The organism is Polyangiaceae bacterium (genome assembly GCA_016715885.1).
Taxonomy (GTDB): Bacteria; Myxococcota_A; Polyangia; order Polyangiales; family Polyangiaceae; genus Polyangium.
Genome location: JADJXL010000020.1, coordinates 430239 through 454708, shown reverse-complemented (window position 1 = coordinate 454708; position 24470 = coordinate 430239). Strand labels below are relative to the sequence as shown.

Here is a 24470-nt window from a genome sequence, read left to right as displayed (position 1 = left end):
CATGCTCAACGTTTCGCCTCGTCGCGCCGCTTGGTTCGGCGCGCTTACTGCCTTGATCGCGCTCGCGGCCTGCAGCAGCAGCCCAACCAATCCCAACTCGCAATCGGGCGCCTCGACCGTGGCCACCGACGCTACCGCCAATGCCGCGCCTACGGCTGCGGCACAGAGCGATGCGCCTGCGAAAAAGACGGACGTGGCCACGGCTGCACCGACATCGACTGGCGCTTCGCAAATGCAGCACGCGGGCAATGGCGCCCCCGTCATGTCGCTCATCGAAGTTGCCCGGCCTCCTTTTGCCTACACGCTGAAGCAAGCCGTGAAAGTCGAGGCGGGCGACCCGCCCAAAATAACAAAAACATCCGAAAAGAAAAACGCGATCACCGACGACATTGCGTGGTTCGAAAAAAACGGCCTGACCCTCACCGGCCGAATGCCCAGGACCGGCCCACCCACCCTGCCGACGGCACCAGATTCCGTTCCCGCGACGCTCGGCTCGAACAAGCTCCACTTCATTCTCGAACACGGCGACCACACCGTGCTCCTCTATGGGCCGAATTGGGCGTCCATGCATGAATTCATCATCCTCGACAAGTCCGGGAGGCCGCATTTCCAATACGACTTTTCGACGTTCGTCAAACCTCTCGAGGTCGTCCCGGGGGATGAAGATTTCACGAATGCGCAAGTTGCATGGGCCATCGAAAAGGACGGCGTGCTCTACGTGTCGACGGCACATCCTACGTACGCAAAAAGTTCCAAAGGGAAAAACGCATTCGTTACCGCGATCGACGCGAAAACGGGCGAACTTTTTTGGCAAAGCGATCCACTCGTGTGCAATGCGCAAAACTTCGTCATCCACGGCGGGTACATCATTTGCGGGTATGGGTTCACCGCGGAACCGGATTTTCTGTACGTGCTGTCTCGCGCCAATGGCAAAACCGTATCGAAAACGCCGCTCAAGAGTGGTCCGACCTACCTCGTCATGAAAGACGGCAAGCTCTACGTTCGTACGTACGACACCGATTACGTGTTCGACATCAAGTAGATTCGCCGTCGAGCCCAAGCGCCGCTCGCACCTCGTCGAGATGTCGATCCATGTACGGCCAAGGATCCCACCCACGTAAATCCACGTTCAGACGCCGACCGAGCCGATAACCTTGCTCGATGGCTTCCATGTCGAATCCACCTCGACACGCAGCGATGTTCGGCAATGGTATTCCCATGTGAAAACCGAATAGGCCAAGCGCCACCACGCCAAACCCATCTTCTCTCATGTACCCCGCCTCGAAACCCGCCATGCGCATTTCACCGGGCACGTCCGTCGAATACCCCGTGAGCGCATGCCCGATGTCGTGAAATATTAGCATTTCAGGCGCGCCCTTCGGTTCACCTGGCAGCGGAAATCGATTGGCCGCCATGTACGCCATGTAATGTGTTCCCAAAGTCCCCAATGGCAAGTCTCCAAGCGCCCTGAACTTGGCCGCGATTGCAGCATTTTTGCCGCCCGACATGCCTCGCACGCTGCTCAGGATTCCGCGCAAACCACGCGCATTCCATTCGTTGCGAAATACTCGAGCCAAAAACCCGTGGCGCAGCATATCGAATGCAAGGCGTCGCACATGCCCATACCTTGCCAGCTCCATCTGATGTATCGCGGGTTCGCTTACGCCGAGCGCCTTTGCAAACGCACGCAGCGCTTCGATTTCCTTTGGATGCGCTTCTTCATCGAGCAGCGCGACGATCACCATCCGCTGCACGATCGCCGTGCGTAAGTCTTGATCGGTAATGCTCGCGGCAAGCGCATCGGGCGTGATGTTTTCGATCGAGTCGAAGTCGAGCGACAACCCGGCGTCTTCTTGGTACCCATCGACGAAAGCGCGCTTGCGAGCTTCGAGCCGGCCATCTGCGACGGCCATCGTCTTGAGCGCTCGAAGCACGGGGAGCGCGGTTTCTTGCGTGACATCGAGAGGTTTCATTGAGCGTGACAGCCATTGTGCCCAAGTTCGGTGTGGTGTCAAGCTTACTCGCGCATCGTTTTTCTTGGTTCCTTGGTCGAACGATGTTGCTTTCTGGTCAAACGTTCTCGATGATGCGGCCGGAGGTTGCTGCTTATGAAACGCCGTTATGCCGTTTGTCTCGCGATACTTGCATCCAGCGTCGTGCTCGCTGGTTGCGACGATGATTCGACCACGACCACCACGAGCAGCGGCTCGGGTGGCAACGCAGGCGAAGGAGGCATGGGCGGAAGCGCCGGCGATGGCGGAGGCGGCATGGGGGGCGGAGGTTCCGGTGGTATGGCTGGATCCGGCGGTGGACCCGTCGACGTGTGCGGCGATGGATTGATCACGGGCTCGGAAACATGCGACGACGGCAATATCAATGATGCCGACGGATGCAATGCAATGTGCAACTCGGAATCCGGGTTCACGTGCGCGGGCGAGCCGAGCGCTTGCACGACGATGTGCGGTGACGGCATTCAAGCGGGCGCCGAAGCTTGCGACGATGCGAATGCGAATGCCGGCGACGGCTGCGATGACATGTGCGCCGTCGAAAGCGGTTACATGTGCTCGGGAGCGCCAAGCACATGCGTGACGACGTGTGGTGATGGGTTTGTCGCGGGCACCGAAGCTTGTGACGATGCGAATGCATTGGCCGGCGACGGGTGCGATGACATGTGCGCCGTCGAAGGCGGCTACATGTGCTCGGGTATGCCGAGCGCGTGCGTGACGACGTGTGGTGATGGGTTTGTCGCGGGCACCGAAGCTTGTGACGATGCGAATATGAATGCGGGCGACGGGTGCGATGACATGTGCGCCGTCGAAGGCGGCTACATGTGCTCGGGAGCGCCAAGCGCGTGCGTGACGACGTGCGGTGACGGTATCCCCGCGGGCGCCGAAGCTTGCGACGACGGCAATTCGAATGCGGGCGACGGTTGCGACGACATGTGCGCCGTCGAAGGCGGCTACATGTGCTCGGGCGTGCCGAGCGCGTGCGTGACGGCGTGTGGTGACGGGTTTGTCGCGGGCGCTGAAACATGCGACGACGCGAATCAAATCGACAATGACGGCTGCAATGCAATGTGCAACGTCGAATCCGGCTTCATGTGCTCGGGTGCACCCAGTGTGTGCGCGACCACGTGCGGAGACGGCGTCATCGCAGGAATGGAAGTTTGCGATGACGGCGATGCAAACGGTGGTGATGGTTGCGATGCGCTGTGCGCCGTCGAAAGCGGCTTCATGTGCTCAGGACAGCCGAGCACCTGCGTGACGACCTGCGGCGATGGAATCGTCGCTGGCATCGAAGTGTGTGACGACGCCAATACGAACAATGGCGACGGCTGCAACATGAGCTGCGCCGTCGAAATCGGGTTTTCCTGCATGGGTCAGCCGAGCGCGTGCGCGACGACGTGTGGCGACGGTATCATTGCGGGCGCGGAAACATGCGATGATGGCGATGCATTCGGCGGCGACGGCTGTAGCGATATTTGCGCGACCGAATCTGGCTATACGTGTGCGGGCATGCCCAGCATGTGCGCGACGACGTGCGGCGACGGAATCGTTGCCGGCGCCGAGGTTTGCGATGACGGCAATACGGCGAATAGCGACGGCTGCAATGCCAGTTGCACCCCGAGCACCGGGGAGACCTGCACCGATACCATGGCCATGTCTCAAGCCACGGTCGTGGACGGGACCTACACGTGGACCCTCGCGTCCGGAGCCGTCGCGGTCTCCAATGGCGACTTTTCGTGCGACCCCAATACGAAAGGCCCGGACGTCGTCATTGCGTACACGAAATCATCCGCGAATCTCGCCGGCGGAGGCAAGCTGCTCCACGTCAAGGCCGACACGCCCGGATCGACGGGCACCGCCAACTACCTCAACCTTGAAATCACGGATATTTGCTCGCCAGGAACCGCCAAATCAATCGAATGCCATTGGTACAAGGACAACTGGGACGCCTACGTCGACCTGCCCGCCGGCACCTATTACATATGGGTACAAAAGCATTCGACGGGCACGTTCCCAGCGGTCAGCGTCCTGGCCGAAGAGATCGACGCCATTGATGCCGAAGGCGAAGGATGCTTTGCGCCGTATACCTCTGCAAGCTCGATTTACACGCCACCCGGAGGCCCCGGACTGCCGCATACATGGAACCTGCCCGCTTCCATCAATTCCTTCGACATGGGGCCGACCTGGGGCGAACCTCAATCGATAACCTGCGACAATCATGCGACGTATGGCGACATCACTGGCGTCGATACCGTCATCCAATTCGACAAACAATCGCAGACGAGCGTCCTCAAGATCGACGTGCAAAACACCGATCCGACCCTTACGCAAAGCGATTTGAACGTCGAAGTGCTCAGCGTATGCGACCCGCAGGACGTCGCCAAGGTATCTCGCCATTGTCGCGCGGACAAGGACACCGTTTCGATAACCGCGCCTTCTCCTGCAGGCCCCGCATACATCTGGGTCACCAGCGAAGCCACGAGCGAAGAATTCAATGGCGCGACGGTTCAAATCACCGAAATCTTCCCTGGCATTGGCGAAAGTTGGCCCACGGCCGAACCGCTCATGGGCTCGGGACCCATCGTTGCCACGTCCACACAAAGGCTCGACGCTCCCTCGTGCATTCCGGCGGGAAGCAATATCCATTGGTTCTCCTATACGCTCATGAACGACGCAATGACGTTCCGGAGCCAATGTCGCTGGCCCCGTCGGCGTGTATGACAGCGGCGGCCAGGAAATCGCATGCGTGACCGATTCGGCGACGGCGCCCATCGGACTCTTCGGTGAGCCCGGAAAAACGTTTTACATTGCCATACAGTCGCCAACGCCCATCTCCAGTTTCAGTATTGGAGATTACGCATATAGCGGCGTAGGTAGCGTCGTGACGGACATGCAGGTCACCTTCCCCTCATCCGCCACTGTCGAATACGATATGACGATGGTTGGGAGCACCATCGTCATGGGTGATACGACCAGCGTGTTTGCTTTCCCCAATGTAGTAGGCGCTGTGGCTGCCGAATACGGGACCGCGCAGGGCATTACGTCGACACACCTCGGTTATGACCTCGTTGGCGTCGGCGGGCTGCTCTTCAGCGTCGACACCACGACGTCGACGAGCGCGAGCCGCCTCTTCCGCATTTTCGACGGATCGACCTGGGGCCCCGGTCTCGCCTGGGACGCGACGCCCACCTATACGGCATCTTCGCCCACCTACGCCATTGCCACCGACGGCACCAACGTTTTCATGGCGTCACGCAGGACGTCGGCCAGCACCGATATCTATCAGGTTGCCGCGAATGCACCGAATACCCCCATCTTGCTGGGGACGGCTCCCAACGTCTGGTATGGCGTCGGCCTCGCTGCTGACGACCAATACTTCTACCTTGCGGCCAATGGCATCAGCGGCGAAGGCGTTTATCGCATCAGCCGAGCGAACGTCTGGGCCGGGGCCACCAAAATCGCCGCCCTCGACACGAGCACGACGCGCAATGCCATCGAAGTCGACGCCTTCGTCAATCCGCAGCACCTCTACGTGCGCGAATACGGCGGAGATACCCACGTGATCTTGCAACCGGGATCAGCATCTCCCGCGCACTTGGGCGCCATCAATACGCTGGGAACGACCAGCGATTACTCGATGACCTACGACAAGGTCGGCGGCGCGCTGTATCTCTTCGAAACCGAAACCGACTCGGCAGGTCGTATCGTCAGAATCGAGTGACGAGCGGCTGCCATTGCAAACTCGCTACCGTGCCGACCATGCGTGAGAGGTTTTTCTTCTTCATCACCATGGTCGGTGCGCCCTGATTCAGCGCTCCGTGCGCACCTTGCCGAATTCCTTCAAAAGATCCGACGTTCCCCATTCTTTCGCGCACCGCTCGAAGTCGATCACCCGCGACCCTTGGAGGCAAATCAGTTCGTCGCGCACCCCGCCGACAAACTCGAACGACCCATCCGGGCCGAGCACCACCACGCCCGGATGCGCTGAATCTCGGCTTGGCAGAAGTTTTGTCAAAAGGCTGCCTCGCTCGGCGTCCCATACCAGCACCGAGCCATCGGCGCTTGCAGCAATGACGCGTCGGCCATCATGCGTGGCGGCCGCATCGACGATGGGCGCCAGCGCTCCGTCCAAATCCGGCCGCTCCACGCCCGTTTCGACGTCGTACCCCAGCATTCGCCTGCCCGATCCGACGGCCACGTACTTTCCGTCGCCCGACAATGCAATCGGACCATTATCGAAATAACGCCGCACGTCCAGGCCCGTCCGTGCGTCATAACGAACCAAGTCCGATCCGCACGTCCACGGAGGCGGCCTGCGCCTCAAGAGCGCTGGAACGTTCGTAAAGGGAGTTCCCGCACCGCAATGCTCCGTCGGAGGTGCAGAAAGAAACGCATCGCCTCCCGGCAGAACCTCGGCGCGAAGCGGTTCGGCAATCTTGACCGGCGCGCCAGGTTTGCCCTGCTCCAGGTCCCAGACGCGAAGCTCGGCACGGTGAAATATCAAAAACCCTTGCTCTTCGTCGCGAGGTATCGCATTCGACGACAAACCATGTCGTGCATCATTCGACAATGCAATGGCTTTCGCTTCCAGATTGACGGCCCCTACGCGCGATCCGCCTTCCGTTCGGAATCGAATCACGTGATTGCCCGCAGCCACCGCGATCTCGTCTGCATTCGGCGAAAACGCCATATCGACGATGTCCGCTTCGACGTCGATGGGAGCTTGGAAAAGGCAACCACCCGCGGCTGCGCAGCGCCATAAAAAGAGTCGCTTGCCCGCGCTTGCTGCAAGCCACGGTCCTCGCAGGGAAAGCCCCGAAATGGGCTCGGACGTCGGAAGTTGCTCGACCTTGCCCCCATTGAGCGACACGAAGTAAACGTGTTGCCCCGAGCCGATGGCGATGGCCGATCCATCCGGATGAATCGCGGCTGCTTGGACGGCTGGCCGCGACGTCAATTCGCGAGCTTTCCCCGAAACCATGTCTATGATGTCCAGCGATCCTCGACCGCCCGTCCGCGCAAGCATGCGTCCATCTTGGGAAACGAGCCCCTGCGTGGAGCCGGCGACGCTGATTTCTCGCTTGTTTGCAACGTCCCACAAGATTTCGCGTTTGCCCTTTGAAGGTTTGCCCGCGGATGGCGAAAGCCACGCTCCCGACCGACCCTGAACGCGTAGCAGTTTCCCTCCGCCGTCGAATCGCACTGAATTCACGTTGTCCATGGCGACGAGCGAAACGAGCTTTCCCGATAGCGTATCGATGATCTCTGCGCCTTTTTTCGGTACGACGATCGCAATGAATCGACCGTCCGGGGATAGCTCGAATTGGCATTGCGCGACCGCGCGCGTGATCGATCGCCGTTTGCCCGTCGTCGGATCGACAAGTGCAATGGTTTTCCCATCGCTGATGGCGACGACCTCGTTCGACACGCGGGCGCATTCTTTTTCGCCTACTTCGGTGATGAGCGTATTGCGTTCGGTATTCCAAACCTGATACGGATCGCCGGACATGCTCATGACCCACAACTGTGCGATGCGGTGATCCTCGGAAACCGACATGATTTGCGAGTCGGGATCCCCCCATGATCCAGCCGATTGCACGCTTGGTACGGCAGAACGCCGCGCCCTTAGCGTCGTGCAGCTCAGCGGCCCGAGCTCGGGAACGGACGTCTTGCAAAATCGGTTTCCCGCACGCATCACGATTTCGTTTGGCGTACGAAACGCCAGACTTCCTAGGTCGCCCATGGAGGTTTGTCCAAGCAGACGCCAATCGGCCGTCGAATACACTTGCAGCACGCCATCGATGGCCCACACGAACATATCGTTCGACGGAGAAAAGGCAGCATGTCCGCCCCAGCGGCGCGTAGATTGGGGCAACAAGAATGTCATGGCGCGCTCGAATGGCTCCTGCGTCGTTTCAGGCGAGCTTGCCGCGCTCCCATTTGCTTGGCGGCCCAGATCGAGCACTGTCAGGCCGCTGCTCGTGGTCAGCGCCAAGTACCGACCATTGGCCGACCATGCGTGCATCGTTCCAACGGGTGATGCCGGAAGCCAATCCACCTGGGTTTCCCGCGCAGGACGATGTGCCGTGACGACCGCGGGCTGCTTTGCGGCAGCCGGTGGTGCCGTGTCTTGCTTCGCGTCGTTTACGTTGGCCGCTCGAGGTGCAGGCGCGCAACTCGCACCAATCAGGAACGGTAAGATCGCAATCGCACGTATTCGCACGCAGACATCTTATCAAGTGCGCTGAACTTGTGGTAGATCGAATCGCCATGCGCCGCATCGCCAGCCGCTTGCCCGTGTTCCTTGCGCTTTTCGCGCTCAGCAGCGCATGCTCGCGCCCCGCCGTGCCCGAGTCCTCGTGCGCACCACCCAAGCGCGCCGCGCGCGTATCCGATCCACCACAGCAATTCATCCAAACGAGCCATTGGGCCGCCGTCAACAACCTCGCCTACTCGGATGACGGCCGCTTCCTTGCCTCCTACGGCGCCGATTCCGCCGTCCGCGTGTGGGACGTCGAGCAACGTCATGCACTCCGCATTTTCCTCGTTCGGCGCGATATTACGGGTTTGTCTTGGGACGGCAATTCCCGGCTTCTCGTCGAGCGTCAAGCGCCGCTTTATCGTGAACACGGCGTGCTGCTCGATGTTTCGCACGGCGAAGCGACCGCGACCATCGGCGATCATCAACCCGTCATGCCCTGGCGCGGATTGCAATCGCACGAGCGATGGGTCGGGCATCGCGGGCAATCGATTGCAGTATTCGACAAGATCGGCAACAAGCGCCGCAGCATTCCCCTGCCCTGCCGCACGTTCGATCCACGCAGGTTCGCCATTGCCCCCGGAGGCGCAGCCATCACCACCACCGAATGCGGCGAACCCTTCGATACGTTGCGTATTTTTCGTCGCAACGCTGCGGAAGACACGTACGAAGAAAAACGCGTCCCGTTGCCCGAACTAGACGGATTCATTCGCGCCCTTCGCATTTCGCAAAAAGGCGACGTCGTGCTCATCGATTCCGGCAAAGACGGCTCGAGGTCCGGCAAAGACGCGCCGCCCATCATGCTCGTCGACAAAGACACCGTCACGCCGCTCGATGACGCGTCCAAATCCATTCGCCGCGAAGCTCTCCTCAGCCTCGATGGCGCATGGATTGCCGCTCGAAGCGATCACGAAATCACCGTTTGGCGCACGCATGATCGCGCGCGAATGTGGTCCATCGAAACTCCCTATGCATCGACCGCCGCATTTGCGCCAAGTGGTCGAGAAATCGCCGTCGGAACGAATTCGGGCCGCATTCTCTTGTTCGACGTCGCCTCGGGCCGCGCTCTCGGGGAGCTCGGGCATCCCGTGCGCCGCGCCGAATCGATTCGTTTTTCCGAAGAAGACCGCCTGGTCGTCGAAACGGATCGGTTCACCAATGAATGGACCCTCTCCGATGGCCGCCTCGTCGATCGTCAAGAAAAACCGGATACCCATTCGCACACGGACCCACCCTCGATGCCAGTTCGCATGAATTCGCATCGCCGCGTCGAACCGAAAGCACCCGAATCACCTCCACTTTCCGCGGCCGCCGAAGCTGCGCGCAGTGTGGTCCCAGGAGGCATCACCGTTGCCCCAGCATCCGATGACGCCTTTCTCGTGGGCGATGTCGACGGGGCGCTGCACGTGGTTCGTCATGGCCATATCGAACACTCCGGCACGAGCGACGGCCTCGCCATTTCCAAAATCGAACTGTCTCCGAGCGGCAAAATCGCGGCCACCATCAGCCTCGATGGCGCCGTGCGCATCTGGGACGCCAAAAATGCCACGATGCGCGTCATGCTGTACGATTTCGAGGACGACGAATGGCTTGCAGCAACCCCACGCGGAGCATATGCAGGTACGCTCGAAGTTGCATCGCGCATTGGCTGGGTCTTCGACAAACCGCTCGAGTTTTTTGCGGCGGAACAATACCTTCGGAGCTATCACATTCCCCATATCGTTCGCCGTCGTCTTGCGGGCGAATCGATCGACGTGGATACGCTCGTCTCGCGGCCCCCTCGCCTCACGATTGCGTCCGCTCCGACGAATGCAGTGGCAGCCAATGAAGCACGGGTATCGGTATCGCTCGAAGACGCCGCCTCCGCGCGCACCATTCGAGCGTACGCCGAAGGGCGCCTCGTCGATACGAAACCCGTTTGTGGCGACGCAAAAGCCCTCGAGCTCGCCGTGCCGCTCGTGACTGGCGTCAACCGCGTGGGAATCGTTGCTTTCGACGAACGCGGCTATGCGTCGAACCCCGCGTGGCTCGACATCATCGCCGAACCTCCCAAAGCGGCGCGGCCGGACGTCTGGGTCGTCGCGGTGGGCGTCAGCAAATACCCAAAATTCCCGCCCGACGCGCAGCTCGATGTCGCCGATGACGATGCCGAGGCCATCAGCTCCACGTTTTCGCAGCTTGCCGGTCCTGACAAACCATTTGGCAATGCGCACGTGACGCTGCTCCGAGACGAAGAAGTGACGGCGAAGAGCGTGCTTGGAGCCCTGCAATCGCTCGAAAAAATGTCGGCGAACGACTTGGCCATCGTTTCATTTGCGGGGCACGGAGCAAAACCGGCCGAAGATGCCGACATGATGTTTCTCACGGGACAAACGGGTCCCAAAAAAGCGGAAGTGCTTTCGACGGCCATTGGATGGACAGCCGTGGGTGATAGACTCGCGAAAGCACGCGGCCGAGTCGTCGTATTTCTCGACGCGTGCCATTCGGGGCATTTTTCCCGAGAAGCCGTCGTGCCCAATGCATCGCTCGCTTCGGCGCTTGCTCGCGCAGAACGTGCGGGCGTGCTCGTGTTCGCGGCATCCAAAGGGCGGCAATTGAGCTACGAAATGGCTGGCTCGCGAGGAGCCTTCGATCTCGAAGGAACGCCGCCCTCCCCCACGGATGCGAAACCCGCTATTGCAGGCGGACACGGCATGTTCACGGGAGCATTGCTCGAAAGTTTGCGCGCGCCGTCGACGGATCGCAATGGCGATCGAACGTTGCAACTATCGGAGATTCTGGACGATGTAGCTCGACGTGTCACGGAAGCGACGGACGGTAAGCAGACGCCGTGGGTGACGCGCCGCGAATTGTTTGGCGATTTTGCCTTGATGCCCGCGCCGAGGTGACAGTCGACGAGCACCACATCCAGCCGTACGTAGCGCACCCTCCCCAACGTGCCCCCGCAACGCACTCGTACATAGCGCAGCCTCCTCGACGTGCCCTCGCGACGCACTCGTACATGCAAACCCCTCCTCGACGTGCCTCTCGCACGTAGCCGTACGTAGCGCAGCCTCCTCGACGAGCCTTTTCTACGTAGCGCCACACGCAAATGCCGCCCCATCGGGCCGTCCGCATGGTCATCCACCTTGACACCCGCTCGCCGACGTGAGATCCACGCCCATTCTTGCTCGAAGGAGCCACATCGATGGGCAGCCTGAAAGAAGTCTCCGCGGCGCGTATGGTCAGCATCACCGAAGCTTGGCTCGATCCCGCGCGCGATCGCCCCAAGTTCGAGGCGCTTTCGTCGGGCAAAGGCCTGCTCGACCTCATCCAAAGCGCTCATGATGGTATCCTTACTACCCACAAGAAGGATGACCCAGCCGCCCGCGAAATCGCCACCATTTCTGAAAAACAAGGGCGAATCGACCGCCGTCACGACCGAAAAATCCGCGCCGTTTTTCACCTGCTCAATGGTTTCGCCGAAGCCAGCGACGATCCGAACGAAGTCGCCGCGCTCCTTGCCGCACGCGACGAGCTTCTCCCCAAGGGCTTGAGCGCCACCAAAGACAGTTATCTCGAAGAAGCAGGCAATGTGGAGATTGCTGCAAAGCGCGTTTCTCCCGCCACCAAGGGACTTTTGAAAAAACTCACCATTCCCCGCGGTTCGGTGTGGACCGTCGTGGAAGCTTGGTTTGCTGCCGGTCGCGAGCTCGGAACGCTCGAACACCAAAAAGATCGCCTCGAGGCATCCGCCGCGACGGGATCCGCGGGCGAAGCACTCAAGGCGCGCAATACGTGGATTCGCGTCGTCAGACACGTGGAATCGACGCTCGAATTGGAAGGCGTGCGCGAAGACGTCGCATCTGCCATTTTGCACCAAGTGCGCCTCGCTGAACAAGAAACGGAACGCCGCGCCGAAAACGAGGACGACGACTCGGGCGCCGAAGGTTGACGCAAACGAATCTCGACATGGGCGAAGCCAAATCGAGTGCAGCTCCCGCTGCCGTCAATACGCGAGTGCTCCTGGCCATCGCGGCCATTCTGATCGTCAACTCGCACCTCGAAGCGTATTACCCGCTTTCTTTTCTCGCAGGCGATGGGCTGTTCGGGTACGGCCTATTCTTTTTCATTGCGGGCTTGGGCCTCGGGCTCTCCGCCAAGCGCGACATGCGCTCGTTCAAGGATTATTACTGGCGACGTTTTGCCCGCATTTATCCGACGTTTTGGCTGATGCGCCTCACGTTCGCCTTCGTCCACAATGATTTCGCGACGATGGGGCCGCTCGATGCGGTGAAAATCTTTTTATGGCCGACGGACAACACGTTCATCGGCCCGCTGATGCTCGATTACGCGCTGCTTTATTTCGTCTTGCGCCCGCAGCGCACCGAGGTGATTCGGAAAACGCTCTTCGGCGTGATGGTGCCCGTGCTGGGGCTATGGGTCTACCTCGCGCCCGAAATGCATATGATGCAGCGGATGTCGCTCAATTGGCTCTTCGCGGGGCTCATCTACTTTCAAATGATGTTGTTCGGTGCTTATTTGGCGGCAGACATCGGGCCCGAGCGAAAATATCGTTTCGGATGGGATACCGTCGCGGTGAGCTTCTTGTTTGCGCTGTACGTCGCAGCGCGACTCTTCATCCAGCGAGGTACGCTGCCGGCAATGCTGTACCCGCTCCTTTTCGTGCTCTTGGCGGCAATTTTTTATTTTCTACTGCAGATTGCATGTTCGTACGAGCTCGCTGCGATACTGAAGCGGGTTCCGAGGCTGGCCACACTCGTGATGCTCATTGGAGCATCGACGCTGGAGCTATATTTCGTCCACGAACGTCTCGTGCCGCTCGCATTGCTGCAAGAAATCGTGTTCCCGCTGAACATCGTGGTGCTCTGGATGATCCTCTTGCCGCTGTCGGTGCTTTTGGAAAAGGCCGTCAGTGCGTTTCGAAGGCGATACTTGAAGGTAAATTGACGTCGCGCCCTTCGAGCGCCTGTTCGAGGTAATCGCAGAACCTCGTGCACAGGATCTTTTGGCTCAGCCGCTCCGACATGACTCGCTGCGCCGCTCGGCCCATCGTTTCGCGCTTTTCCTGCGAAAGCACGCGCAAGTGCCGAATGGCTGAAATGGCAGCCTCGACGTCTCCGTGCGATACGTGCACGCCAATGTCGTGCTCATCGAGCAAGTCCGACACGTGGGAAGGTTTGGGGCCGAAATACAGAATGGGCCGGCCCACGGCCATGGCTCCGTAGATTTTGCACGGATGCACGATGCCCACCATATCGTCGCCCAGCGATACGACATGCACATCCGCCGCTGAAAGCGAATAGCGAAGCTGGTTCATCGGCTGGTAAGGCAGCGAGACGACATTCGTCAATCCATGCGTCCGAATGTGCTCTTCGACTTCTTTCTTTCCAAGGCCCCCACCAATGAACAGAAACTCGATGCCCGGATCGTCTTTGAAGGCAAGCGTTGCATCGAGCAGCGTGCGGAGAGGATTCGCCGGGCTATGATTACCCGAATACATCACGACGAACTTGCCATCGAGGCCATGGGCGGGGCGGAACGGGTTTTGGTCGTGAGCTAGCGGTTCGAGGTGCTCTTCGTGCGGCCACGGGGGCATGATTTGCATTTTCGACTTGACGTCTGCCCGAGCACGCAAGCGGTCGCCCATGAATCTGTCGAGCGCCACGATGAGGGAGGATTCGTCGAGGATGATTTTGTTCGCAAACTCGAGCACGCGCGTGACGAGATCATTCGGGCCGAGCTTTCCCATTGCAATGAGCTGATCCGGGTTCAAATCCATGGCCCAGTACGCAATGGGAATGCGCCGCGCCCAATGCGCCACGACGGCGGCCGTGCCAATGAGCGGCGGGGACGTGCTGAAGAAAATGCCGCCAAGGTCCCGCGTCGAAAGCGATACGAACAGGCTTTGCAGCATGAACGACGCGGTACCGAGGACGCGCGAGGCGATGGACTTTTTGCCAAACGAGGCGAAGTCGAGGCGATGCACCTCGACCCCGTGCAGGTTTTCGTACTTTGGATATACGATCGACGGATCGTCGTACCCGCGCGCAGACGTGTACACGATGACGCGATAGCCGCGCCGGACCATTTCGATGGCAACGTCGCCGATGTGTTGTCCGACGCTCGCCGGGTCAGGGACGAACGTTTGAGAAAGGATCAGAAGTGTTTTCACGAGGGCGATTGGTTGCTTCGTGTCGCCAATTTATTTGGACTTTTGCTGCGTGGCCATTTGGTCGTAGATCCAGCGGTAGGTCACTTCGAGGCCGTCGCGCAGTTTGGTGCTGGGTTCCCAGCCGAAGACTTTTTGAATGAGCGTGTTGTCGCTGTTTCGCCCGTTGACGCCTTTGGGGGCGTTTAGGTTGTAGTTGCGCTTCAGTTTGATGCCGGCGATGTCTTCGACGATGTCGACGAGCTGGTTGATGGTCACGCCTTCGGCCGATCCGAGGTTGATGGGGTCGTGCCACGTTTCGCTGCTCGTAATCAAGTCGATGCCTTTCAAGCAATCGCTGATGTACATGAACGACCGCGTCTGGTTGCCGTCGCCCCAGATTTCGATTTCGTGCTTACCGGACATTTTCGCAGCAATGACCTTGCGACAAATGGCGGCTGGGGCTTTTTCGCGCCCGCCGTCCCACGTCCCGAAAGGACCGTAGACGTTGTGAAACCGAGCTACGCGCGTAGAAACGCCGAAGTCTTCGCGGAAATGCCGGCACATGCGTTCGCTGAAAAGTTTTTCCCAGCCGTATCCGTCCTCGGGCATGGCCGGATAGGCATCTTCTTCGCGCAAGAACGTTTCGATTTTCTTTTCGCGTTGTTTGTCGGCATTGTACACGCACGCGCTCGAAGCGTAAAAGAATCGCTTGACGCCGTGTTCGCGAGCCCCGAGGAGCAAGTGCGTATTGATCAGCACGCTGATCATGCAAAGTCCCTTGTTCAGCTCGATGAACCCCATCCCGCCCATGTTGCAGGCCAGGTTGAAGACGACGTCCATTCCTTTGGTCGCGGCAAACGCTGCGTCGCGCAAATTCAGGTCGGCGACGACGTTTTCCGCGTTCGGGTGAACTTGGTACCAGTCTTCCGTCGGCTTGATGTCCACGCACCGGACATGCTTGTAGCCGCGGCGAAACAGGTCCTCCACGAGGTGCCCGCCGATGAACCCTCCGCCCCCACAAACCACTGCGCTGTTTCGTTGATCCATGGCGTACTCGCGTGACCCCTTGGTAAGAGGCCGCGAGTATGACTGACGCGAAAGATCCGTCAAGGGCGAAGCGTGTGTTCTTGAAGTGAAACCCCGGGCGCGGCCCGATGTTTCTGGCACTTGCGGGACCCCAAACTCGCCCGCTTCGCGGGCTCGAACAGTGGGGCCCCCCCGCAAGCGCCAGAAACATCGGGCCACGCCCTATTCCAAGTATCAAGATTGCTTCACGGCGCCGGTCTTCGACACGTCGAACGAATACGTCTTTTCGCCGCTCTTCAAGGTCACGTTGATCGTGTCTTCGTCGATGCGCGAGAAGGTCATCGTGATCGATTGATCCTTGGGCGATACGAGCGAATACGTTCCGGCTTGCGGAATCGGGTCGATCCAGCGGAATTGCACGCCTTCAATCGATAAGTCCCATTCCCCATTTGCGCTTTGCCACGTGCGAGATCCATCGACTTGGAAACCTTCGACGAGGCCCCCTTCGAGCGGCTTTTGCGTGCGATCGCCCGAGCCCGTTCCCGTCTTGCCATCCGACAAACGCGTCCATTCGAGCTCGTGTACGACGTGGCGCGTCTTGTTCGCGGCGCTCCACGTGACTTCCGCGCTGCCCGTGACTTCCACGCGCCCATTCGACAATTTCGTCCACGTATGATTGACGACGACGTCGCTCATGTCGTTCTTCGCGACGGTGATTTCGTGTTTGCCGCTATACGTATTGCCTTTGTACGTACAGGTTCCAGCCTTTGCGCCGTATTCGACGGAGAGCGTCGCGCCGGAAAGGGTAATGGCGGCACAAGGAAGCTGCGTCTCGATGAATGAGCGAATCTCTTGCGCGGCATTTTCGGCGGCTTGACCAATCGTGAAGTCGGTCGTGATTTCGATGCTGCCATTCGTGACATTTTCCGCATCGCCCGAAATGCTCGCCTCTTGGACGGCTTGCATCGCTTCGGCCGTCGTCATCTCGTCGGCGGGTTTACAGGCTTCCGTTCCGATCATGGCGGGAATGATGAGCGCAAGAGCAAAAACACGACGTTTCATGAGGCCTCCTCCGGATGGATGTCCGGGAAGCTTTGACACGCGAGCAGTCGTAAAAGGAAAAGTCTTCGTGCAATTTGCTTGATTGATTCTCGAGGCATTCGGTAACCTCGCCCATCATGCCGAAACATTCGCACTTCCTTCACGTTTTGCTCCTTTCGACGGCGCTCGTCTCCTCCGCTTGCACTGGCGAAACGCCGCAGCCCGCTGGCAGTTCGTCCAGCGCGAGCAGCAGCTCGGGTAGCGGCGGTATGGGAGGCGATGGCGGCGCGGCAGGCAATGGCGGAGCTGGCGGCAGCGGCGGAGTCGCCGGTAGTGGCGGCGGCGGTGGTGCGGGCGGCAGTGGCGGATCCGCGATGGTGCCATTGCCTGGATTCGGGACGATAACGGGAGCGTGCGGCGTCGTCGACGCGATGCAAATCGAATCGCCCGATCCCGTCGTTTTCCGCGATACCATCGATTTCGCCATGGACGTGTACGACCGGGAAAAACTTTCTCCTGGCGGGAAAATCATTTACGATATCGGCAACCTCGGCGGCAGCTCGCTCGAAAGCGAAATCATGTCGTATGAAGTGCTTTACCGATGCGAGCTTGCGGATCTGCTGAAGACCGAATCGGAGATCATGTATACGGATCCGATGGGCAAGAAGACCGATTTGCTCGTATCCATCGACATGTTCAAGGTTGGCGTGAGCGTCACGCGTGCCTATGCATTCCCGCCGGAAGATCCATATACCGAACAGCAAGCGTACGACTTGTTATCGAAGAAGCTGTTGGACATTCAATCGAGCACCACGAACGTGGCGCCGGAGGACGCGTGGCCGAAGCAAATCCTGCACGTACTGGCGTATACGCAGGCGCACGCGGACGCGATGGAAGCAGCCTATGCGACGCTCGATGCGTCCGTTCGGGCAGATACGATTCTGTGGCTCACGGTCACCGAAGGCAACGACGAATTCATCTATTGACGATCAGCCGTCAATTCTCGCTTTCGCCGCGCGTGCCTCGAAGCACTTCGCGGGCAACCATCTCCGTCAGCGTGTAAAGCGCAAACGCATCGTTGTCGTCGATGGGCGCCTCGCCTTCCCGCGCGTGAATCTTTTTGCGCCTCTCGTTGATGGCCGAGAACAAACTATCTTCGAAACGGCCAATCAATTTGTGTTGCCTGGCTGCTTGCACGAGCTCGCCGAGCGTTGCTTTGACGAGCTCTTTGCCGCCTACGTGCGTCACTTTCGGCTCTACCTTGGAGATCAACTTCTTCAACATGGTCTCGCACAGGCGCGCGCATGCAACGACCACCTTTTGCGGCTCACGCGCTTCGAGCGACAAACGCGCCGCCGCAAGCTCGGCAAGTATCTCCTTGTCCTCGGTGTTCCACACGAAAAGCGATATCGGTAGCGCCAGCGTATCGGTTGCGCGCGTGGTCAAAACGACTTGCGATCCGTGCATTTCGCTGACGACTTCCACGTAACCGAGCGCCGTGAGTTTGCCGAGGCGCAACATGAGATCGCGATGACCGACGCCAATGTCGTTGATCATCACATTGGCAACGTCGCTTCCGCTGCGCGCGAGGAGCTGCAAAACGCGATAATCAAGCGTATCGATGGGCGCGATGGCAACGTCGACGGGCGATTGCGCGAGCGAAGCGCGTGCATCGAGGAGTTTTTGGGGATCGAATCCGTAAAACCATGCTTTGTGATGCAAAATGAGAGGAAGCGCGGCTGCCGAAAAGACCGACAATCCAAGGTCCATGACGAAGATGGGCAGGGAAAACCGAGCGGGCCAGGCGACGAGCATGAAGCCATCGAGGGCCACGAGGCATTGCCACGTGGTCGTCAATGCCGGATAGACGGCAAGCAGCATTCGATGCTCGCCACTGCGCAATTCGGCGATACCCAGCCGTACCAGTACCAAAATGGCTGGGTAACATCCGAGGAGAACGAAGTCCACGCAGAAACGCGCGAACATGCGCACTTTCGCGAGATCGGATGCGTGGATCCACGTAGGTTCGAGCACCCGCGCAATGAGCGGCAGCGAAAGCGCGAAAAGCAAGAGCGGCACCATGGCCAAGAACCGACGATCACCAAGAGCCGCGAAATCGAGACGAGATCGAGGGCCTTGAAAAAGCGATCGAGTACTGGTGGGTTCGGAGGCAGGTGCAGAGGTCATGGCATGTGGTTTCCCAGAAGTGACTGCCTATGAAGTGATCACTTCGGAATTTCGTTCACCACGGCGTAATCCCACGACGGCGCATGATTGCTCTCCATGGGATTTTGCGGGGTGACGAGAGCCGCCGGATGCTCGGCATGGATGACTTCCTTGCCATTCTCCACTTTGGTCACGATGGCCGAGACATAGAGCTGCGGACGAAGACCGGCCGCAACGCGACGCTTGGACGAAAACACGAGCCAGTAGTATTTCAGGCCTTCGAACATGGGAGCTTGCGGCGCCCAACGCGACCACGAATTGGTCAACCCTGGGCTCTTCAAGCCCGTGCACTCCTGTGGATCGTTCGCCTTCAAGCGCGTGGGTACTCCACCTTCACTCGGCACGAGGAAGATTTCCGCGGACGGCGTGTCGTACGACGAGGTCGCCGCATCGCTCCGGTTGAACGCAAGGAACGTGTCGTCCGGAGAATACATCGGGTAAAACTCGCGCTTTTGCGGATCACTCGCGCCCGGCAATGGTTTGGCATCGCCACCCATGCGATTGTTGTACGGAACCGTGTAGATGTCCATTGTGGGATCCGGCCCCGTCGTTTGAGCGATGACCCCTTGCTGCCCGCCCGCCGACGAAACATAGGCGATTTCCGTTCCGTCGTAACGCCACGTCGCCGACGACGGATTGCGAGGATCACCATTGCGAGCGATGACGCCCCAGCCATTCATGTCTGCGGCGTGCAAGTCGGTCCAAATGAGCTCGTACTTGATGCTCGGATCGACGACGTAGGTCGTAATGAGTACGGCATCGTTTGCCGAATAGTGCGCCGGCGACACGATGGGGTTCATTTGGCGGTGTCGCCCGAGGAGCGTAAATGCAGGGTCGGAAATCAATTCCGGACCAGGTTTGCCACCCGTGACCAAACGCGCGTCGACACTCCGGTAAGACCCAGGAACATCGTCACTGCTGTAGAAGATGATCTTGCCATCAGGTGACGAAGAGTGACACGAAAAACACCCCGTCTGTTTGCCGCCCGCGTTGATTCCCGCGGATTCTGCGGTGAGCACGACTTTCGTCTCGGAGTCTCCGACGGTAAAGCCACGAAACGTCGTAATGTTTGGTGGTGAGAACGCCGAATACACGACCGATCCCGGCGCCGCAATGGGTGCGATGTGCAGAATCGTTGGGTCGGAAGCATACGGCCCTTCGGTAATGACGCCGTTTTCATACTTCACCGTGCGAATCGTGATTTTCACGTCGTGTCCGCCGCTGTTGTTCGCAAGCCCCTTCCACATTGGCGTCGGCATGGTGTAGTTGTATTTCGTCGTGTACACGACGAGCGGATTGACCTGATTGTCGACCTCGAGCGTGATCTCGTATAGGTTTTGACCAATCTTGGGGCTGAATTCGATGAACAGGGGCGTCCAATTGCGCGGAACCATCGCATCCGAAGCGGGCTCCGAAATGCAAACGCTTGCCCCCGTTGCAGGACCCGCGTTGTTGAACACATCCGCCACGTCCGAAGTGAGCCCATCCAGGAAGACGGGATCCTTGGGAAAGTCGCCGAAGGGACCCGGATTGAACGTTCCACCGTCGCCGCCCGTGCCAGCATTGCCGCCTGTCGAACTGGTCGATCCACCTGCTCCACCCTCGCCGCCCATGCCGCTCGAGCTGGACGAAGAGCTGCTGGAGCTGGTCGTCGATGGATTGACCGGATCGGAGCACGACGCTCCCGATAATGCCGTTGCAACCGATATCGATGCAACAAGACCAAGGGTATACGTTCCGGAGTGCAGGTATCGTCTCGTCATGAAAACTCGCTCCTGGAGAAGGAAAAACAAGCGGTCGGTGCGGAAGACGCCGATCGTGTCGAGTAAAGCCTATCTTGCTTGCGGTTTCAAGCCCCAAGACACGTCGAAGTCACTTTGATTCAGGGCTTCGAATCGAGCACCGGCGATGCGAGCACTCGGTGTGCGACCCGGTATCTTGCTTCACGGCATCGCAAATTCACCGAGAAACCCATATTCGGCAAGCTCGAATATCACCAGATCCGGTTTGAACGATTCGACCGGAGCCTTGTAGGGACCCTTGAAATCGTGATGCACCATCAGCACCTCCGGAAACGATTGGCAAAAGAAGCGGCGTAGGTCCCAACCAAACGAGTCGTGAAAAATGAGCAGCCGCGGTCCCTTTCGCTCCGCGGTGCGACAGTGCCGATAACCTCGACCGTCGGGCCCTTTGCTGTCCCACGTCTCCAGCTTGACCGGCTCGGCCACGAGCGCCTGCACGTCGTTTTCCTCGAAATCCTTTGCCAGATAAAGCAAGTTGGCCAAATCCGTGGTCCTTTTTCCACCAGGAACGACCTTCACGTTTTTGACCGTATTGGCATCCGCGTCGGGCCAAAACGCCGCAACGCTCTTCATGATCTCGCGATACGTGTAATAGGCCCCGAGGTTGTTGTAATGCGAATCGGTTTTATAATAGAGTAAGTGTTTTTCTGTCGCCGCGATTTCTCGAATGCCCGCGCGAACGTTCGCAACGCTGAGCCCCATGCTGCCAAGCGCCGTGAAAAAAACTTCATTGCGATCCGTAGGCAAATACCGCGACACCGACGACGGCAGATGCTCGGGATATATGATTCCCTTCGTCGGAATCGGTGCAATCAGGAATTTTGCGCCACGACTGTCCATCCATTTTGCCCAAGCCATCCAAACTCGCAGCCTCGCGTCACGAACTTTGGTATCGAGCGGAATGGCGCGTTCCAAATCCAAAAACTTTTTGTCGCCATCGTAATACAAAAATCCGCTGCGCCCAATGACGACGCGATCCGAGCTGGATTCGCCCAAGCGTAGCCGTGCCAAACTATTCCACCGAATGGCCTTCGTGCGGAATCCATGGTGATCCTTCAAGTAAGCCTCGAGCTTTGCCGGATACTCGAGCCACTGCGTGACATTCTGCGGCCATGCGGGCTTCTGCGCTGCACTACGCCGCTCGACGTTCCGCACTGCTTCGGCCGCTTTTTCGTCGGTCGTGAGACCCGGCCACGCAAGCATCACGTAACACACCACCAGCATCGCGACGTGCTGCAAAGCGACGAAGAGCGATTTCGATTTGGCTCGATCCATCGGTCGCCTCAAAATCGGAAGTAAATGAAGGGGTTGAGACTACCGGACGAGATCGAAATGAGCGAAAACGCCAAGAGCGGAATGACAACCAGCGCCCGCACGGGATCGAACCACAGCGGTCGCTCGGATGCCGATTCGAGCTTTTTTCGGAAGGATTCGACCGACGTCATCATAAAGGGGCTCGAAGCAAGACACGCGACGATGCCCACGAGCACGACGTCGGCACGCGCAAATCGTGCAAAATCATGCACATACGCACCCGACATCGAGACACCGAACATCGTGCCCAAGAATCGAGTTGCATACGAGAGCGTATCGGCGCGGAAAAATACCCACCCAATCAGCACCGCCATGAGCGTATACGAATGACGTAAAAAACGCGGCAACCGCTCGAGCCGCTTGCCCCACCCCATACGCTCGATCGACAAGAGCGCCCCGTGAAACAATCCCCACACGATGAATTGCCACGCCGCACCATGCCAGAGGCCGCACAAGAAAAACACGGCAAAGAGGTTGAATGCCGTGCGCCGCGTGCCAAGCCTGTTGCCGCCAAGGGGGATGTAAAGATAATCGCGGAACCACGTGGAAAGCGTCATGTGCCAGCGTCGCCAGAATTCCGTGACCGATTGGGACGCGTATGGAAAGTTGAAATTGTCGACGAATGAAAACCCGCAGATCCGCCCAAGACCAATGGCCATGTGCGAATAACCCGAAAAGTCGAAGTAGATCTGCAAAGCGTATGCGATGATCCCAAACCAAGCAGCCGCAGCCGACAAATGCTGCGGTTGCTCGGCAAATACTGCATCCGCAGCAGCCGCCATGGTATTCGCCACGAGCGCCTTTTGTGCCAAACCGATGATGAATTCAGACGCTCCGCGCGCGATTTCACTCAGGCGATGCGTGCGGCTGCGAATCTGATCCGCAACATCGGCGAATCGCAAGATAGGGCCCGCCACGAGCTGCGAAAAGAGCGTGACGTAAAGCGTTAAATAGAGCGGATTTCGTTCGACGGCAGCTTCTTTGCGGTGCACGTCGAGCAGGTACGACATCGATTGAAAAATGAAGAACGATATGCCGAGCGGCAATCGCGGAGCCTCGAAGGCCAGCGGTTTGCCGCCCATCGCCACGACAATCGACGAAACGACTCCCGCCGAAAACCCGGCATACTTGAAATATCCAAGAAGCAACAAATTGGCGGCGATGCCCACCGCCAGTACCGCTCGACGCGGCTTACCCTCGTAACGAACCAAGATGAGCCCGGCGACATAGTTGAGCGCCACCGTGCCCAAGAGCAAATCCAAATACGTTGCTTCCCCCCAAGCGTAAAACACGAGGCTCGCGATGAGCAACCATATGTTTCCAAGCGTATTACGCCACTTTCCCGCCACCATGAGGTAAACGGTCAGCAGCACAGGTAGGAAGTAGAAGACGAAGACGACGGACGAGAAGACCACGCCGCGGCCTTATACCGCAAGCGCAGTTGTTTGGGGCGAAAAAATCGTCAGTGCCGGCGCTGAAGCTCGGCGCTCGTTACGAGGTCAGGACGTCAGCTCGGAAGCTGACCGCAGTCGGCGATCGAGACCTTCGCGGACGTTTTGCCATCGCTCGAACCGAGCGACTCGATCTTTTTCACGACATCCATGCCAGACGTCACTTGGCCAAACACGACGTGCTTACCGTCGAGCCAGTTCGTGACGACCGTCGTGATGAAGAACTGCGACCCGTTGGTGTTCGGACCCGCGTTGGCCATCGACAGAAGACCCGGGCGATCGTGCTTCTTTTCGAAGTTTTCGTCGGCGAACTTGCTGCCGTAGATCGACTTGCCGCCCGTGCCGTTGCCGTTGGTGAAGTCGCCGCCCTGGAGCATGAACTTCGGAATGACGCGATGAAACACCGAGCCCTTGTATCCGAAGCCTTTTTCGCCCGTGCAGAGCGCGCGGAAATTGTCGGCCGTCTTGGGCGTGACGTCCGCGAAGAGCTCGAACGTGATGCGACCAGCAGGCTGGCCATTGATGTCGATGTCGAAGAATACTGTCGGGTTTGCCATGAAGCTCCCCTTACCACAGCTTCGGCCCGTCGGCGCAACGACATGCATGCCTCCAAGAAAAAAAATTAGCGGCGCTGCTCACACCCTCGCGACCATTTCGTCCGCGACAACCACCCATAATTTTTCAATGTATTCTTGCAAACAACGAGACTCGTGGGAAAGTGGCAATGGCTCCGACGCGGCGCAAAGCGGTAGCGCGGGGAGCGGTGAAGAAACCAGCGACACGTTGGAGTTTTTGTATGAAAAAACTGGGGGCGGTACTTTTCGTTGCAGGTGCATTCATTGCCGGAGGGGCGGCACTGGCAATGGCGGGTCCCGGCGACAAGTACACCATTTGTCATCTCCCGTCGGACCGCGATGTGGGGCATTACATCCTGATTTCAGCAAGTGCTTGGAGGACGTCGCCGCATAGCATGCATGGCGATTGCCGTTACTACGGTCCTGACTTCGTGGGAGAAAAGGAAGATACGGAAGCGGCGGACGTGATCGACGAGGAGGGCGAGGTGATTGGGTGCAGATGCCAACCCGTGTGGGAATCCACTGAGCCAGATCCGAACGATCCGGCTCCGGCTCCGTGAATGATGGATTGCGTAATGGGTGCATCCGACGATGCCTACCATCATGACGATGTTTC

18 protein-coding genes are annotated in these 24470 nt (G+C 58.9%); 8 read left to right on the top strand and 10 right to left on the bottom strand.

The genetic code is table 11. The features are described 5' to 3' along the window. Window position 1: 1 nt before the first annotated feature. Window positions 2-1042, top strand: a complete 1041-nt coding sequence (locus IPM54_27215; GenBank protein MBK9263483.1) for a hypothetical protein — start codon at window positions 2-4, stop codon at window positions 1040-1042. Here IPM54_27215 and IPM54_27210 read toward each other — a convergent pair. Beyond that, the gene (locus IPM54_27210) at window positions 1035-1973 is read right to left on the bottom strand and encodes a hypothetical protein (protein MBK9263482.1); all 939 of its coding nucleotides are present in this window, start codon (window positions 1971-1973) and stop codon (window positions 1035-1037) included. The genes IPM54_27215 and IPM54_27210 overlap by 8 nt on opposite strands. Window positions 1974-2108: 135 nt before the next feature. Between IPM54_27210 and IPM54_27205 the strand changes: the two genes are divergently transcribed. After that, window positions 2109-4727 (top strand): DUF4215 domain-containing protein, encoded by a 2619-nt coding sequence (locus IPM54_27205; GenBank protein ID MBK9263481.1) that lies wholly within the window; start codon window positions 2109-2111, stop codon window positions 4725-4727. A 25-nt stretch (window positions 4728-4752) separates the two neighbouring features. Next, entirely contained in the window at window positions 4753-5727 is a 975-nt protein-coding gene (locus tag IPM54_27200; GenBank protein ID MBK9263480.1) for a hypothetical protein, read from the top strand. Window positions 5728-5814: 87 nt separating this feature from the next. Here IPM54_27200 and IPM54_27195 read toward each other — a convergent pair whose 3' ends face one another. After that, window positions 5815-8229, bottom strand: a complete 2415-nt coding sequence (locus IPM54_27195; protein MBK9263479.1) for a hypothetical protein — start codon at window positions 8227-8229, stop codon at window positions 5815-5817. 47 nt (window positions 8230-8276) lie between these two features. Here IPM54_27195 and IPM54_27190 point away from each other — a divergent pair, with 47 nt between their 5' ends. The 3 genes from IPM54_27190 to IPM54_27180 all read left to right on the top strand — a co-directional run bounded on the left by IPM54_27190 (window position 8277) and on the right by IPM54_27180 (window position 13215). Further along, on the top strand, window positions 8277-11153 hold the full coding sequence (locus tag IPM54_27190; protein MBK9263478.1) for a caspase family protein: 2877 nt from the start codon (window positions 8277-8279) through the stop codon (window positions 11151-11153). A 299-nt stretch (window positions 11154-11452) separates the two neighbouring features. Then, window positions 11453-12199 (top strand): hypothetical protein, encoded by a 747-nt coding sequence (locus IPM54_27185; protein MBK9263477.1) that lies wholly within the window; start codon window positions 11453-11455, stop codon window positions 12197-12199. Between the two features lie 17 nt (window positions 12200-12216). Beyond that, window positions 12217-13215 carry a hypothetical protein gene (locus IPM54_27180; GenBank protein ID MBK9263476.1) on the top strand — a complete coding sequence of 333 codons (999 nt, stop codon included), beginning with the start codon at window positions 12217-12219 and terminating at the stop codon, window positions 13213-13215. On the opposite strand, the gene IPM54_27175 is transcribed toward IPM54_27180, so the two are convergent. The 3 genes from IPM54_27175 to IPM54_27165 all read right to left on the bottom strand — a co-directional run bounded on the left by IPM54_27175 (window position 13178) and on the right by IPM54_27165 (window position 16507). Next, the gene (locus tag IPM54_27175) at window positions 13178-14440 is read right to left on the bottom strand and encodes a glycosyltransferase family 4 protein (protein MBK9263475.1); all 1263 of its coding nucleotides are present in this window, start codon (window positions 14438-14440) and stop codon (window positions 13178-13180) included. The two genes, IPM54_27180 and IPM54_27175, sit on opposite strands and share 38 nt — an antisense overlap. A gap of 30 nt (window positions 14441-14470) precedes the next feature. Then, complete coding sequence (locus tag IPM54_27170) at window positions 14471-15466, bottom strand: NAD-dependent epimerase/dehydratase family protein (GenBank protein MBK9263474.1); 996 nt, start codon at window positions 15464-15466, stop codon at window positions 14471-14473. Window positions 15467-15679: 213 nt separating this feature from the next. Next, the gene (locus IPM54_27165) at window positions 15680-16507 is read right to left on the bottom strand and encodes a hypothetical protein (protein MBK9263473.1); all 828 of its coding nucleotides are present in this window, start codon (window positions 16505-16507) and stop codon (window positions 15680-15682) included. Between the two features lie 116 nt (window positions 16508-16623). Between IPM54_27165 and IPM54_27160 the strand changes: the two genes are divergently transcribed. Then, window positions 16624-17472 (top strand): hypothetical protein, encoded by an 849-nt coding sequence (locus tag IPM54_27160; protein ID MBK9263472.1) that lies wholly within the window; start codon window positions 16624-16626, stop codon window positions 17470-17472. 10 nt (window positions 17473-17482) lie between these two features. On the opposite strand, the gene IPM54_27155 is transcribed toward IPM54_27160, so the two are convergent. From IPM54_27155 to IPM54_27135, 5 genes are all read right to left on the bottom strand, one after another. Continuing rightward, on the bottom strand, window positions 17483-18673 hold the full coding sequence (locus IPM54_27155; protein MBK9263471.1) for a hypothetical protein: 1191 nt from the start codon (window positions 18671-18673) through the stop codon (window positions 17483-17485). 38 nt (window positions 18674-18711) lie between these two features. Further along, window positions 18712-20475, bottom strand: coding sequence for a hypothetical protein (locus IPM54_27150; protein MBK9263470.1), 1764 nt, complete (start codon window positions 20473-20475; stop codon window positions 18712-18714). A gap of 180 nt (window positions 20476-20655) precedes the next feature. After that, window positions 20656-21789: a hypothetical protein gene (locus IPM54_27145; GenBank protein ID MBK9263469.1), complete on the bottom strand. Its 1134-nt coding sequence runs from the start codon at window positions 21787-21789 to the stop codon at window positions 20656-20658. 8 nt (window positions 21790-21797) lie between these two features. Beyond that, window positions 21798-23243, bottom strand: coding sequence for an MBOAT family protein (locus tag IPM54_27140; GenBank protein ID MBK9263468.1), 1446 nt, complete (start codon window positions 23241-23243; stop codon window positions 21798-21800). Window positions 23244-23335: 92 nt separating this feature from the next. Then, window positions 23336-23836, bottom strand: coding sequence for a peptidylprolyl isomerase (locus IPM54_27135; protein ID MBK9263467.1), 501 nt, complete (start codon window positions 23834-23836; stop codon window positions 23336-23338). A gap of 239 nt (window positions 23837-24075) precedes the next feature. Here IPM54_27135 and IPM54_27130 point away from each other — a divergent pair, with 239 nt between their 5' ends. Next, on the top strand, window positions 24076-24414 hold the full coding sequence (locus tag IPM54_27130) for a hypothetical protein (protein MBK9263466.1): 339 nt from the start codon (window positions 24076-24078) through the stop codon (window positions 24412-24414). Window positions 24415-24470 lie beyond the last annotated feature (56 nt).